At 52.8% G+C, this 13,904-nt stretch carries 12 protein-coding genes; 2 read left to right on the forward strand and 10 right to left on the reverse strand.

Annotation, left to right across the window (positions count from 1 at the left end; all coding sequences use genetic code 11):
• Positions 1–3 precede the first annotated feature (3 nt).
• The 7 genes from HJV72_RS03310 to HJV72_RS03340 all read right to left on the reverse strand — a co-directional run bounded on the left by HJV72_RS03310 (position 4) and on the right by HJV72_RS03340 (position 10,408).
• On the reverse strand, positions 4–2,706 hold the full coding sequence (locus tag HJV72_RS03310) for an FAD-dependent oxidoreductase (RefSeq protein ID WP_208068631.1): 2,703 nt from the start codon (positions 2,704–2,706) through the stop codon (positions 4–6).
• 30 nt (positions 2,707–2,736) lie between these two features.
• A complete protein-coding gene (gene hypB / locus HJV72_RS03315) occupies positions 2,737–3,405 on the reverse strand; it encodes a hydrogenase nickel incorporation protein HypB (protein WP_208068632.1) in 669 nt (222 codons plus the stop codon).
• Positions 3,406–3,703: 298 nt separating this feature from the next.
• Entirely contained in the window at positions 3,704–5,269 is a 1,566-nt protein-coding gene (locus HJV72_RS03320; RefSeq protein ID WP_208068633.1) for an FGGY-family carbohydrate kinase, read from the reverse strand.
• A 19-nt stretch (positions 5,270–5,288) separates the two neighbouring features.
• Positions 5,289–7,028, reverse strand: coding sequence for an FAD-binding oxidoreductase (locus HJV72_RS03325; protein WP_208068634.1), 1,740 nt, complete (start codon positions 7,026–7,028; stop codon positions 5,289–5,291).
• Positions 7,029–7,042: 14 nt separating this feature from the next.
• Positions 7,043–7,405: a DUF1667 domain-containing protein gene (locus tag HJV72_RS03330; protein ID WP_208068635.1), complete on the reverse strand. Its 363-nt coding sequence runs from the start codon at positions 7,403–7,405 to the stop codon at positions 7,043–7,045.
• Positions 7,402–8,670 (reverse strand): NAD(P)/FAD-dependent oxidoreductase, encoded by a 1,269-nt coding sequence (locus HJV72_RS03335; RefSeq protein ID WP_208068636.1) that lies wholly within the window; start codon positions 8,668–8,670, stop codon positions 7,402–7,404. Before HJV72_RS03335 ends, HJV72_RS03330 begins: the two co-directional genes overlap by 4 nt.
• A complete protein-coding gene (locus tag HJV72_RS03340; RefSeq protein ID WP_208068638.1) occupies positions 8,654–10,408 on the reverse strand; it encodes an NAD(P)/FAD-dependent oxidoreductase in 1,755 nt (584 codons plus the stop codon). Before HJV72_RS03340 ends, HJV72_RS03335 begins: the two co-directional genes overlap by 17 nt.
• A gap of 172 nt (positions 10,409–10,580) precedes the next feature.
• Here HJV72_RS03340 and HJV72_RS03345 point away from each other — a divergent pair, with 172 nt between their 5' ends.
• The gene (locus HJV72_RS03345) at positions 10,581–11,144 is read left to right on the forward strand and encodes a TetR/AcrR family transcriptional regulator (protein ID WP_208068640.1); all 564 of its coding nucleotides are present in this window, start codon (positions 10,581–10,583) and stop codon (positions 11,142–11,144) included.
• Positions 11,141–12,127, forward strand: a complete 987-nt coding sequence (locus tag HJV72_RS03350) for an amidohydrolase family protein (protein WP_208068642.1) — start codon at positions 11,141–11,143, stop codon at positions 12,125–12,127. Before HJV72_RS03345 ends, HJV72_RS03350 begins: the two co-directional genes overlap by 4 nt.
• Here HJV72_RS03350 and HJV72_RS03355 read toward each other — a convergent pair whose 3' ends face one another.
• The 3 genes from HJV72_RS03355 to HJV72_RS03365 all read right to left on the reverse strand — a co-directional run bounded on the left by HJV72_RS03355 (position 12,128) and on the right by HJV72_RS03365 (position 13,770).
• Positions 12,128–12,676, reverse strand: coding sequence for a glutathione peroxidase (locus HJV72_RS03355; RefSeq protein WP_208068644.1), 549 nt, complete (start codon positions 12,674–12,676; stop codon positions 12,128–12,130). It lies immediately after the preceding gene.
• Positions 12,677–12,820: 144 nt separating this feature from the next.
• Positions 12,821–13,357, reverse strand: a complete 537-nt coding sequence (locus HJV72_RS03360; protein WP_208068645.1) for a MogA/MoaB family molybdenum cofactor biosynthesis protein — start codon at positions 13,355–13,357, stop codon at positions 12,821–12,823.
• Between the two features lie 74 nt (positions 13,358–13,431).
• Positions 13,432–13,770, reverse strand: coding sequence for a hypothetical protein (locus HJV72_RS03365; protein ID WP_208068647.1), 339 nt, complete (start codon positions 13,768–13,770; stop codon positions 13,432–13,434).
• Positions 13,771–13,904: the final 134 nt, after the last annotated feature.

Below are 13,904 nucleotides of genomic sequence, written 5' to 3' on the forward strand. Positions count from 1 at the left end.
GGCCTATTCCTTTCTGCCGAACTTGATTTTAAGCCCCCGCTTCAACGCATAAGGCAGGATTGCCTTGAACTTATCCTCGGAACGGTACATGTTGCTGCAGCCTGGATGTTCCCTGAACAGATGGATCGCATCAAATCCGCACTTCGTGGTGCACACCCCGCATCCGATACATTTGTTCTCATCCACGATGGAAGCCCCGCATCCAAGACAGCGGGCCGTCTCGATTCGGACCTGCTCTTCTGTAAATGTCTTCCTGTTGTCACGGAAGGACCTGCGCCGGTCTATGCTGCCATCCGATTCCGGAATCTGCCGGGAGGAATTGTCATAAGCCTCAAGTTCTATATTCTCTTTGTCCAGCTCAATAAACTGGCGGCGGTTCCGCCCTATCGTAAGGCTGCTGTGGGGCTGTACGTACCGGTGGATGGATACCGCCCCTTCCTTGCCAGCAGCGATGGCATCGATAGCAAATTTCGGCCCTGTATATACATCTCCCCCGACAAATATATCCGGCTCTGATGTCTGATATGTAAGCGCATCCGCCACAGCGCCGTTTCCTCTGCCAAGTTCTACACCAGAGCCGTCCAGCAGGTTCCCCCACAGGATGCTCTGGCCGATGCTCAGGCAGACGTGCTCGCACGGCACCGTGACCGTCTCTTCCTCATCATAGACAGGTGCAAACCTGCTCTCTTCATCAAATACGGACAGGCATTTCTTAAATACGATACCTCTGACCTTTCCGTCCTCGGTAAGAATCTCCTTCGGTCCCCATCCACAGTGGATGGATATATCCTCTTCCGCGGCCTCTTCTATCTCTTCCGCGGAAGCAGGCATATTATCACGCCCTTCCAGGCAATACATGGATACTTCAGACGAGCCGTATCTTACTGCCGTCCGCGCCACATCGACAGCCACGTTGCCGCCTCCGACCACGACTGTCCGGCCTTCTGTCTCATGTGCCCCGTCTCTTCCTGCCGTGCGCAGAAAATCTACCGCTGTCGTCACGCCGTCCGCCGTCTCTCCCGGTATACCCGCCATCCTGCCTCCCTGGCAGCCGATGGCGATATAGAATGCCCGATAGCCTTCGGAACGCAGCTCATCCAAGGTGACATCTTTTCCTACCTCCACACCGCATCGGATTTCCACGCCCATCTGGCGGATGACGTCTATCTCCGCGTCTACCACGTCCTTTTCAAGCTTGAAGGACGGAATGCCATATACCAGCATGCCTCCGGGCTTTTCACTCTTCTCAAACACCACCGGCCGGTACCCCTTCTCGGCCAGATAAAAAGCACAGCTCAGGCCCGCAGGTCCCGCGCCGATGACCGCGATCTTCTCATCAAAAAGCCGCCCGGTCGTAGGTGGTATCACCGGGGGGATATAGCGGGCATCCGCGTCCAGATCCTGACGGGCAATGAACTTCTTCACTTCATCAATCGCCACGGCCTGGTCCACCGTCCCCCTGGTACATGCATCCTCGCACCTGCGGTTGCAGACGTGTCCGCACACTGCCGGGAACGGGTTCTCCTTCTTAATCAGAGCAAGCGCCTCCGTGTATTTACCCTGTGCCGCCTTCTTCAGATACCCCTGAACGGCGATGTGGGCCGGGCAGGCCGTCTTGCACGGCGCGGTACCCGTATCGTAACAGTTGATCCGGTTGTTGTCCCGGTATTCTTCATCCCATTTATCCGGTCCCCAGCTCGTACGGTCCGGCAGTTCATGTTTCGGATAAGTGACAGGGCCTTCCTTCGTACACAGCTTCTGCCCGAGCTTTACCGCTCCTGCCGGACAGTATTCCACGCACCGTCCGCAGGCGACACAGTCTTCTGCCGTTACTCTCGCCACGTAAGCAGAACGGGACATGTTCGGAGTGTTGAACAGCTGGGAGGTCCGAAGCGCATAACAGACATTGACATTGCAGTTGCAGATGGCAAATATCTTGTTCCTGCCGTCTATGTTCGTTATCTGATGGACAAACCCGTTGTCCTCGGCGCGCTGCAAGATATCCAAGACTTCCTCATATGTAACGTACCTTCCACCCTTGTTCGTCTCCACCACATAGTCCGCCATATCTCCTACCGCGATACACCAGTCCTGGGGATCGTCCGCACAGCCTTCGTCATATGTCTTCCTGGACATTCTGCACGAACATGGGCTTGCAGCATATTTTCCGTCATATTTACGCAGCCAGTGGGAAATGTGCTCGATATCCACGGATTCATTTTCCATCTCAATCGCTTTCTCCACAGGTATGACGTGCATGCCTATCCCCGCGCCGCCCTGAGGCACCATGGGCGTGACCTTCTCAAGCGGAAGCCTGGACATCCGCTCGAAGAATCTGCCAAGTTCCGGGTGGGCTTCCAGCTGTTCCTTGTTCATGTTGGTAAATTCAGCGCTTCCGGGTACGAACATGGGCAGCACATACTGCTTTTCCCGCTTCGGGTTCTCCCAGTTGTATTCCAGGATTCCTACCCGGCTCATCTCATCCAGCAGCTCCTGAAGCACTTGCTCTTCTTTTCCTGTGGCCGCAAGAAGCTGTTCAAATGTCATCGGCTTACGCACCTTCATCTTCAATGCCACTTCCGCCATCTCATCCGATACGACACAGGCAAGCCCCCAGTATTCCGGGTCTTCCACCGTCACCTTATGGCCGATCCGGTCCGTGATCTTCTGCCCAAGTTGTAATATCAGCTCTCTCTGTTCTGCCATTCCCTCTCTCCTTTCTCTACTGTCATACTCTTATCTTCTCCATTCCTCCACCTGCACACGAAGCCAGTCCGTCCAGGCGTCTATCCCTTCGCCGGTACGCGCACAGACCGGAATGATCCGGGCATTCGGATTACGCATAAGTATGTTCCGTCTGCATGTATCCATGTCAAAGTCAAAATAAGGCAGCACGTCAATCTTATTAATCAGGACCACGTCACAGATAGAGAACATGAGCGGATACTTAAGCGGCTTATCGTCCCCTTCCGGCACGCTCAATATCATGACATTTTTTGCCGCGCCAGTGTCAAATTCTGCCGGACAGACAAGATTCCCTACGTTTTCAAGTATCGCCAGGTCTATATCGCCCGTTCGAAGCCCCCCTAATCCCTGGGCCGTCATGCCGGCATCAAGATGGCACATGCCGCCGGTGTGGAGCTGAATGGTCTTGACGCCAAGCTCTGCCATGGCTCTCGCATCCACATCTGAATCTATATCTGCCTCCATCACGCCGATACGCATCTCATCCCTGAGCTGTTCCACCGTCCTTGCCAGAGTTGTCGTCTTGCCTGCACCGGGAGAAGACATAAGATTCAGGAGAAACACTTTCTTTTCCTTCAGCTCCTTTCTCAGCTCATCCGCACGTTTGTCATTGTCTGCAAAAACACTCTGCTTAATCTCAAGCACCCTGAATTTTTCCATCTTCCTCATCTCCATTTGGTTATACCAGTTATCGTTATTTTTCTATCATTGTAATTTGATTATAATATTTTAAACAATATATGTCAATTTAAAGCGATTTTTTCGTGCATTATACACTAATTCAAACTTCATTATTGGTCATTATTTTTTCGCCAATTGATTTGGTATCTGGTTTAACCAATTCCAATCAAATTATCCTGTCAGGAGGGTATCCTCTATCCGCGTAGCCGGAACCAGAAGAGGTGCATATATCCGGGACAAAGCACTTGGTCCCGGGCATATGCACCCCTTTATGATATTACCTGTCTGCATGTTTCCTGCCGTATATCTCATTCAGCTTCGTGTAAAGAGGGGACAGCTTTCCGTAGATATTCCGGAATATGTCCGCGTACAGCTCTTCATACATCTCATGCTGCCCCATATCCGGCTCAAACACGTCTTTTACGTGCACCATGCTCTGTACTGCCTGTTCATAGCTTTTGAACACTCCCATTCCTACGAATGCGGCCATGGCACTTCCGATTCCGGTCACCTCGTATGTCTGCGTGCGGATGACCGGAATGCCGAACATGTCTGCGGTAATCTGGCAGATTTCACTGCTTCTGGAACCGCCTCCTCCAAGCCGCACTTCCTGGAACCTATGTCCCGAGCGCCTCTCCATCAGCCGCATACCCTCCATCAGTGCAAAGTTGATTCCCTCGATAATGGCACGGTAGATATGTATTCTCGTGTGCTGGTCACAGAAGCCTATGATGGCCCCTCTTGCTGCGGGCATCGTTACATTCGGCGTAAAATATGGCTGGAACAGCAGGCCGTCACAGCCTGCGGGTATGTCCTGGAGCCGCTCGTTCAGCAGCTCTTCCGCAGGTATCCCGAGTTCGGCTGCCTGTTTTACTTCCTTTTCGGCAAATTCTTTTTTGAACCACGATATGAGCCAGTACCCTCTGTAGATCTCTATCTCAGGTGTATAGCAGCCCGGAAGAATCGAGATATAAGGAGGGATGAAGCGCTCCGGCTCCAGATAGCGGTCCATCGTATACGTTATGGTTGCCGTGGTCCCGAACCCGACCGCCGCCTTCTCTTTTGTCACGCATCCAAGTCCGAGTATCTCGCATGCCTTGTCGGAACCGGTAGCCAGCACCGGTAATCCCTCCGCAAGCCCCGTATCCTCCGCCGCCCGCCTTGTGATTCTGCCGAGCTCCCGGCCACTCTCGACGACATCACAGAGCTTGCTCTGCGGAACATCAAAGACCGGCCGCGTCAGTGCCCCCTTCTTCTGCCAGGAACGGCTCTGCGCGTCCACAGGAAGATGGCCCACGAGGCTGGCCGCCGCGTCAGCCATGTTCCCGGTCAGCTTGAATGTGAGATAGCCGCCAAGAAGCAGGTACTTGTATGTGCGCCTCCATATATCCGGCTCGTTCTGCATGATCCAGTTACAGTGTGATTTCGTATACTGCAGATTGGCCGTCTCTTCCATGCCTATTGCTTTCAGCATAATACGGGTAACCTGCGACATGGCAGGCCGGCCCCCGGCCCTGCGCTTATCCAGCCATACGATTGCAGGGCGGAGCGGCGTTCCATCCTCGTCCACGCAGACCGTCGTGTCCCGGATGGTCGTTATCGTCACAGCCTCGATACGCTCCCACAGTTCTCTGCAGCGTTCTTTTAATTGAAGCGATGCCCTGCATATCTGTTCATAATAGTAGTCCGCCCGCTGCTCGGCAAATCCCGGCTCATCAGAATAATACGGAGGCTCATGCTTCTCCTGCGCCTTAGCCAGAATGTCCCCGCTGCTGTCAATCAGCATGGCCCTGGAACTCTGGGTGCCCACATCAAAGGTAAGTACGATATGTTCCTGCTTCATCAAGATCCCCCCTCCTGCCTCAGCGGATATCATCCCGCAAAAACCGCTTTTCCTCCTCCGGCAGATCAAGGCCAAGCGTGCCGCCGGGATTCATGACATTATCCGGATCGAAATATTCTTTCAGCGCTTTCACTGCCCCGTATTCCGTTCTCCCGAGCTGCCCTTCCAGCCACGGCGCGAACATCTTCCCTATGCCGTGATGGTGGCTCATGGCCGCTCCCGACTTCTGGATGGCATCCAGTATCGTGCTGTGGTACGCCTTGAATCTGTCTGCATCGTCCATCCTCGTGATAAAGATAAAGTACAGGTTGGCCCCTTGCGGGTAGCAGTGTGACATATGTGTCGTCACTATCGTATTCGGAAGCGCATGGCAGACCTTCCTCACTTCCCTGTGGACCTTTGCCATGTTCGACCAGTTGACGGTACATTCCAGCGTATCGGTCATGATTCCAAAATCCAGAAGCGTATCTCTGAGATAGGGGTCATTGAACCGTCCCTTCTCCCAGCTCTTCGTCACATAAGACGTCAGGCTCATTCCCCCGTATTTTCTGGCGATGCGTCTGATATTGTCAGCCACATTCTTCGAGAATCCTTTCTCTCCGTCTGTGAATCCAAGGAACAGGCATCGTTTCATGTCCTCGTATCCACGTACATTGAGAAGGTTCCACAGCGGCGTGTCATCCACATTATAAAGGCGCAGCATCAGGTTCGTCTCCTCCGGGTCCGACAGACGGAATACCGAAGAGAAGCCTGCCTCGCACTGCATCATCTCACGGGCCGCTTCCCGGGCCGTCTTCCAGTTTTTAAATATATAGGAAAAGCGTTCCCGATTCTCGGGCATGTAGCGGAATACCTTGAGCGTCACTTCCGTCAGGACACCGAACGCTCCTTCGCTTCCCATCATGATCTGGTTCAGGTTCGGGCCCGTCGCCTCCCTCGGATAGCAGCTTGTCTGTACCGTTCCGACAGGTGTTGCATACTTCTGCCCCATGACGATATCGGTAATACAGCCGTAATAGGTGCTGTTCTGTCCTGCGCCCCTCGTCACGACCCATCCCCCGACGCTGCTGTATTCAAATGACTGAGGGAAATGGCCACACGTGTAACGGCGTCTGGCACCGAATAATTCGGGAGCGCGGTTCAGCGCCTTCTCAAGCTTCGGGCCAGACATGCCGCTCTGCACGGTAATCGTCTGATCCTTCTCATTGAAGGAGATGACTTTCTGGAACCGTTTTCTCATATCGAGGGACACCCCTCCCTTCACCGGCTCCACTCCGCGGGTAACGCTGCTCCCGCCTCCATAGACATAGAGGGGAATCTTGTGGGCGGAGCAATAGGCCACGATTTCTTCCACCTGTTTCGTCGTGCTCGGATATACGACCACATCCGGCAGACAGTCCACCCGCCTGCCGCGAAGCCGCAGGGCGTCGTATCCGGTCTTGCCGTAAGCTACTGCCAGCCGGGGATAATCCTTTGTCGTCACATATTCTTTCCCGACAATATCCCGCAGTGCATCCAGATGGATCTCTGCGAGTCTGCAGGGCGCGTCCAGTTCTACACGGTCCATCCCGATATCCCCGTCGTACTGTCTGAAGTCGTCATCCGTCATGTTGAACTTTTCCTTCATCATCTTGTAAAGTGATTCCTTCGGATACTTCACAAAATCCGGATCTCCCCACCGGAAGATAGAACGGTAGCTGTCTTCTGGCGCAGCCTCCTTCACCCATTTTGGTTCAAATCCTTTGTATGGTCTGCTCATATGCATTCTCTCCTTTACTCCTGCTCTGAAAGTATACTACTCGTCACGATGATGTCCGCTCCCAGTCCAAGCACATCTTCCACAAGGACAGTTCCTTTTTCCACTCTTTCTGATACGACAATCTTATTGATCTCTTCCATAACGTCAAATATCCGTTCCTTTGGAATCTCCCTGGACACTCGGACCGGTATGACCGGTACGTTCGGAAAAGCCGTTGCAACGGTAGAACATACCGTCCTCATCGGATTGGTCAGCTCTGCCACAGCAAATTCCTCGCCCCTTTTGCACAGGTTACCTGTCACCCGGAATCCCTCTATTGACTCTTCCACACGAAGCGTGCAGCCGTTCGGGCATACGATACAAGTCAGCTCTTTCATCTTATCCCCTCCTTCTGCCGGATACGTGCTGTAATCCTGGCGTCCTCTTTAAGCCCGAACCTGCTGAAATCCAGCTCGATCCGTTCCATCTCCGGGGGCCTTAAGTTCCGGTAATGCTTCTCAAGCAGCTCTTTTCCGTCCGCTTCAATGGCAAACGTACCATCCCTTACCGTATGCCGGCTTCTGAAATACAGAACCGTCTCTTTCCTTTCATGTACATTTATCTTCTGGGGCACGATATACTGCAGCGAACCATCCGGCCGAATCGGCACATCATGCATCCTGACAGCCTCCGGCCGATAGCCGGCAGCTGCAGCCCCTGCCAGTTCCCCGCTCTCCGACACATAATCGACCAGGTCGCTGACGTGAAGCGCATTGCCACATGAAAATACACCTGGTACATCGGTCATGAAGTCCGAATTGCAGACCGGCCCCCGTGTCCCCTGGTCCATAGGCACCCCGAGGGATTCTGCAATCTCATTCTCCGGGATTAGCCCCACGGACAGTATGAGCGCATCACAGCTGATTCTCTTCTCCGTCCCCGGCACAGGGTGCATCGCACCGTCCACGCGGGCGACCTCCACTGCATCCATCCGTCCATCGCCAAATACTCTTGTCACCGTGTGGGACAGGTGAAGCGGAATATCATAGTCCTCCAGGCACTGGGCTATATTCCTCGTCAGTCCCGACGGCTCTGCCTTGGCTTCATACACCCCGGCAACCTCCGCCCCTTCCAGCGTAAGACGCCGTGCCATTATGAGGCCGATATCGCCGCTTCCCAGGATGACGCATCTCTTCGTGGGCATCTGCCCTGACAGGTTGACAAGATGCTGTGCCGTACCTGCCGTAAATATTCCGGCAGGCCTTGTACCGTGGATAGCTACCTGCTTCGCCGTCCGTTCCCGGCAGCCGGTGGCAAGCACGATCGTCTTCGTCCAATATGCGGCGACACCGTTCCTGTTCACCACGGTAAGGAGGAACCCCTCCTTACGCTTATCAACGGCAGTGACAAACGTCTGGACCAGGCATGTGATGTCCCGCTGACGCAAGGATTCCGTAAAGCGCTCCACATATTCCGGCCCGGAGAGCCTTTCGCCGTACCGTATCAGGCCAAAGCCATCATGGATGCACTGCTTCAGTACCCCGCCCATCCGGGCCTCCCGCTCGATAAGCAGAACACGCGCCCCGGCTTCATCCGCCTTGAGTGCGGCTGCAAGTCCCGCGGGGCCGCCACCGATTACCGTCACGTCATATGGCCTCTTCATCGTACCGCCTCCTTTGGCCCATTCCTTTCGTCCGGCCATACGTTATGGCAGAACCATCTCCTGCCTTTGTTACCTCCTCAGGCGGAAGCTGCATGTACTCGCTTATGATATCCATGACCAGAGGCATGCAGAACCCTCCCTGGCAGCGCCCCATACCGGGCCGCAGCCTCTTCTTGATTCCGTCCACCGTAGGAACGGTGAGCGGAGATTTCAACGCGTCCAGAATCTCTCCTTTGCTGATCTCTTCACACCGGCAGACGATGATTCCGTAATCTGGATTCTTCCGGATCATCTTGTCCCTTTCTTCTTCTGGCATATCTTTTAGTACCGGTATCCCCCTGCGGAAGGGATTAAATGTATCATTTTGCTCTACCTCCATAATCTCACGGAGCTCTTCCAATGCCATCCTCTCTATATCAAGTGCCACTGCAGGAGCGGTCGTAAGGCCCGGAGACTGTATGCCTGCGCAGTGGATCAGGTTTTTTGTCCTGCGCCCTTTCTCTATTATGAAATCTTCTTCATACGTAGCAGGGCGGACTCCGGTAAAATATGTAATAATATCCCTCTCTTCAAGCTTTCCGGTCGTCATCTTCTGCTTGGCGAACACGGCATCGATGCTCTCCTGCCTTGTCGCAAAGTTCTCCTTCTCGTAAGTCTCTTCTGCATCGGGACCTACAAGCAGGTTGCCGTGTACCGTATGAAGGATGCCTCCCCCTTTCGTGTGGGCCGGATTCTGCGTCAACGTCTTGACGGATGCGATGCCTTTTACGATATGTCCTGCCTTTTTATCGAGTATGGAATTCGTCCCTTTCCGTGGATGGATGGAATAGAACCTGTCTCCTGCCATGGCGGCGATATCCTCCGCAAACGTACCTGCCGCGTTGATGACGATGGCAGGATAGATACGGCCTCTGTTCGTCTGCACGCTCTCTATCCGCCCCTCCTTTGTCTCCATCCCTAGGACCGCCGTATCGAGGCTTATCTGTACCCCGTTTTCTACCGCATTCTCCCCATAGGCTATCGTGAGGCCGTAAGGGCAGACACATCCGGCGCTCGGATTGTACATGGCAAAGCAGATAGCGGGATTCAGCTCTTTTTCTTTCCTTTGAAGTTCCTTCCGGCTAAGAATCATCGTATCCGTAACTTTGCATATGTATTTTCTGTGCAAGACATAGGCCAGCACAGCCGGATACATCCACCACCTGGTGAACCCCACATACTGGCCGCACCGGTCGAAAGGTACATGAAGCTCCCGGCATATTCTGTCATACATCTTATTCCCCGCAAGGACATAGTGCTGCTTCAGCGTCCCTTTATTCAGGTCCACACCCGGATGCACTTCTCCGTCGTTCCTGCCTGATGCCTGAACGGCAAGGTCCGCCTCCTTCTCCACAAGCAGGATATCCAGCTTCCATTTGGCAAGCTCCCTGGCGATACTGGCTCCTGATATCCCCCCGCCGATGATGAGGACATCCGGCCGTCTTCCCTCCAGCTCCTCATCACTCCAGGATGGCATGCGCATCTGAGGCATCGTGACGCCGTCAAGCACGATATCATTGACGACATGCATACGTGTTCCTTTCTGTACGCACATGCTGCACGCAGCTACGATATCTGCCCATCTTGACAGTGTCCCTGACACACGGATGGCATCTTCTTCTATCCTGGCCCGTACCGCTGTCCCGTAGTGCCTATTCAGCTTCTTATTCAGCTTCTTCTCCAGTTTATCTCCATGCATCCAATCACTTCTTTCCCGATAGTCGTCCGCACGACCGACTTCTTATTCTCATAGTAGCAAAGCCGTTTTTAATTGTCAATCAGAAAGCAGTCATATGCCGGAAGAATCTGAAATTGACATTCCGGTGTACGGGCTGTAAACTGGATGTATAAAAGGGATAAGGGGATTTGATATGGCTGCACCAAGAAAAGACAATGTAAAAGAACTGATAATAGAGACGACGGAAGATCTGCTGAGGTCGAAGAAGCTTTCCGATATCTCCCTCTCTGAGATTGCACGCTCTGCCGGCATCTCAAAAGGTACTCTATACTACCACTATAAGACGAAGACCGACATTCTGTTTGACATCACGGACAAGTATCTGGACAGGCAGTATCATGACCTCATCGAATGGACCGGGGATGCCTCCAAAGATACTTCCGTACACAGGCTTGTAAAGTATATTCTGGAGCGGGATATTTCTACCGCGGGGATGCGGCTTCACCTTTTCTATGACGCCATGCTTGGGAATGAAACGATCCGGGAAAAGCTTCTGGACCGCTACCGGGAATTCGCCGGTGTCATATCAGAAAAGATTGGCGAACGCACAGACAGGGTTCCCTCCGACTATTTTGCCTGGCTGCTTCTGCTCCTGTCCGACGGGCTCTTCATCCACCAGAAGCTTGGCAACGGAGAACTTGACCCTGCCAGCTTTATACAGCAGACAGAACAATTCATACAGGAGGAGTTCTTATGATTGACGCGCATATCCACTACGCCGCATCTGTCGGCATGGAACGCTTGAACAAGATAATTCACGAGGCCGGGCTTGAGGCGGTCGCACTGCAGTGCATTCCAAAGGGAGGTCTCCTGCCGGTGGAAGAAGATGCATTCACATTCAAAGAACAATGCGCAGTGCAGGTATATGTCTTCGGCGGCATCAGCCGTTCGGTCTACGATACGGCCTCCCTTCCCATGGATGGGGCCTCCCCCCTTCCCGGACGTCTCGACAGAGAAGTGACCAGGCTTCTGGATATGGGCTGTACCGGTATCAAGATGCTGGAGGGGAAGCCCGATGTGAGGAAACGCTTCTGCGTCCCTGACTTTGACAGCCCTGTGTGGGAATCCTATTGGGCAAGGCTGGAAGAGGAACAGATTCCTGTATATATGCATATAAATGACCCGGAAGAATTCTGGGATGCAGATAATGTAGCCGACTATGTAAGAAAAGCCGGGTGGTTCTATGACGGCACTTTCGTAGGCAATGAAGATCAGTACGCCCAGATGCTGCATGTCTTAGAACGCCATCCCCGGCTAAAAATTCTATTTCCACATTTTTTCTTTCTCTCAAAACAGCTGGAGCGGCTGTCCAAAATACTGGATGCCTTCCCTGAGATAAGGATTGATATCACGCCCGGCATCGAGCTCTACTACAATCTGTCGTCCCAGGCCGGCAGGGCAAGGGATTTCTTCCTGACGTACAGGAAACGTATCCTCTATGGCACAGATATCGGGGCACGCGCACTCATCAAATCAGAAAACGTACCGCTCAATCTGGAAGAATGCCGGTCCCGCATCAAGCTGATTCGGGGCTATCTCGAGACAGAAGGCGACTATCTCCTTAAGTCAGACGGGCACTATGTCGTAGAAAGGCCCCCCGTTACCATGCATGGGCTCGGACTGCCCCGCCCTGTACTGGATGATATCTATTCCAATAATTTTCTTGACTTCATAAAATGATCATCTGCACAGCTGCTCTACCGCCTGCTCTACTTTCTCCATGCCGGCGGTAGGCTCGAACCGGTCTACGACGGTGCCGTCCCTGTTGATCAGGAACTTAGTAAAATTCCACTTAATATCGTTATTTTCCTCATAATGCGGGTCTTCAGCAGACAGAATCTCGTGAAGCTTGCCGCTCAGCGGGTGTCCGGAATCGAATCCTCTGAACTCCTGCTTTTCTGTCAGCATGCGGTAGAGCGGATGTGCATGCTCCCCTTTTACCTCCGTCTTTGAAAATACGGGAAAGGTCACCCCGTAATTCTTTCTGCAGAATGCCTCCACTTCCTTGTCATCACCCGGCTCCTGCTCCTTAAACTGGTTGCACGGAAACGCAAGGATTTCGAATCCTTTTTCTCTGTATTTGCGGTAGAGCCCCTCCAACTCCTCATACTGCGGCGTAAATCCGCATTTGCTTGCAGTATTGACGACAAGGAGAATCTTCCCCTTGTACTTCTCCATGCTTTCCACCGTACCGTCAATACGCTTCAATTCAATCTCGTTCATATTCATAAGCTTCCACTCCTCCTGGTAATCATCTTTCATTTAGTATGGATGGAAAATGAAGTAATTATTCCCAATTTGGAGTTTCGCAAAGTGGCTGCCGATTGGACAGCGCCTTCATGACATTCCCGGCTTCTATGAAACCGCCTTGTATCACTTTCGCGAACACGCCTTCCTGTGCAGCGGGTCCGGCCTGCCACATTCCTCTTCTCTTCCGGTCAGAACCGCGAGTCCGTGTCCGAGGGACGGCAGGATGAACCCCAGACTTTCCCTGACCGCCTTAGGGCTCCCGGGAAGATTCACGATCAATGTCTTTCCCCGTATGACGGACACGCCGCGCCCGAGCATTGCCCTTGGCGTTACCTGAAGAGAATAATAGCGGATGGCGTCTGCTATCCCCGGCGCGTTCCTCTCTCCCACATGAAGCGTGGCTTCCGGCGTACGGTCGCGCTCTGCAAATCCCGTTCCTCCTGTTGTGAATATCAAATCCATATGCGCTTCGTCACTTAACCGGATGAGCTCCCGCTCAATCATATCCTGTTCATCCGGCAGAAGGACATTTTCGACAATATCATATCCTTCTTCTGACATAATCTCCTGAATCAAAGGACCACTCTTGTCCTCTCTCTCCCCATGATACCCTTTATCGCTCAGAGTGACTACCGCCGTCTTCCATCTGTATGCTTCCATGTGACTCCTCCTTTGTGCCTTTATTATACCGCCTATCCTGCCGCATGTACATACTGCTTTTCCGGCAGATGCTGTTATCTGAGCATGACCGGCATGCCTGTTTTGACACAGGCTGATACGATGGTAAGCATCCAGGTGAGTCCCCTCTCCTTTTGCTTATCATTGCACAGACTGTGTATATTGTCATAGCTGTCTTTCATCCGCTCCCTGCCGGACAAAAGTGACGCCACTATCTTAACCGCCGCCCATATCTGGCTGATTATGTACAGTACGAGCGCAGTCTCTTTCAGCACGCTCTGTTTCCGCCCCGTGCCCCGCGTTCTTCTGTCCAGCGCCCAGATGCCCGCTGACAGCCCTGTGATTGTGGCCGCATGGTGAATCCATGTACAAATCTTAAATTCTCTTTCCTCCATACTCTATGTACCCCTTATACTGATTGTTTTTCCTCTATTATAGCTTATCCAAATGTCAAAATATAGTAAAAAATATCGCAAGTATCTACATATTTTTACAAAATGCGCCAACTGTGGTACAATCAACTCCGTAT

Origin of the sequence: Extibacter sp. GGCC_0201, assembly GCF_017566055.1 — a bacterium.
Lineage (GTDB): Bacteria > Bacillota > Clostridia > Lachnospirales > Lachnospiraceae > Extibacter.

Excerpts from the sequence above, each read along its gene's own strand:
- HJV72_RS03310 (WP_208068631.1), bottom strand. The coding sequence starts at position 2,706 with ATGGCAGAACAGAGAGAGCTGATATTACAACTTGGGCAGAAGATCACG.
- hypB (WP_208068632.1), bottom strand. The coding sequence starts at position 3,405 with ATGGAAAAATTCAGGGTGCTTGAGATTAAGCAGAGTGTTTTTGCAGAC.
- HJV72_RS03320 (WP_208068633.1), bottom strand. The coding sequence starts at position 5,269 with ATGAAGCAGGAACATATCGTACTTACCTTTGATGTGGGCACCCAGAGT.
- HJV72_RS03325 (WP_208068634.1), bottom strand. The coding sequence starts at position 7,028 with ATGAGCAGACCATACAAAGGATTTGAACCAAAATGGGTGAAGGAGGCT.
- HJV72_RS03330 (WP_208068635.1), bottom strand. The coding sequence starts at position 7,405 with ATGAAAGAGCTGACTTGTATCGTATGCCCGAACGGCTGCACGCTTCGT.
- HJV72_RS03335 (WP_208068636.1), bottom strand. The coding sequence starts at position 8,670 with ATGAAGAGGCCATATGACGTGACGGTAATCGGTGGCGGCCCCGCGGGA.
- HJV72_RS03340 (WP_208068638.1), bottom strand. The coding sequence starts at position 10,408 with ATGCATGGAGATAAACTGGAGAAGAAGCTGAATAAGAAGCTGAATAGG.
- HJV72_RS03345 (WP_208068640.1), top strand. The coding sequence starts at position 10,581 with ATGGCTGCACCAAGAAAAGACAATGTAAAAGAACTGATAATAGAGACG.
- HJV72_RS03350 (WP_208068642.1), top strand. The coding sequence starts at position 11,141 with ATGATTGACGCGCATATCCACTACGCCGCATCTGTCGGCATGGAACGC.
- HJV72_RS03355 (WP_208068644.1), bottom strand. The coding sequence starts at position 12,676 with ATGAATATGAACGAGATTGAATTGAAGCGTATTGACGGTACGGTGGAA.
- HJV72_RS03360 (WP_208068645.1), bottom strand. The coding sequence starts at position 13,357 with ATGGAAGCATACAGATGGAAGACGGCGGTAGTCACTCTGAGCGATAAA.
- HJV72_RS03365 (WP_208068647.1), bottom strand. The coding sequence starts at position 13,770 with ATGGAGGAAAGAGAATTTAAGATTTGTACATGGATTCACCATGCGGCC.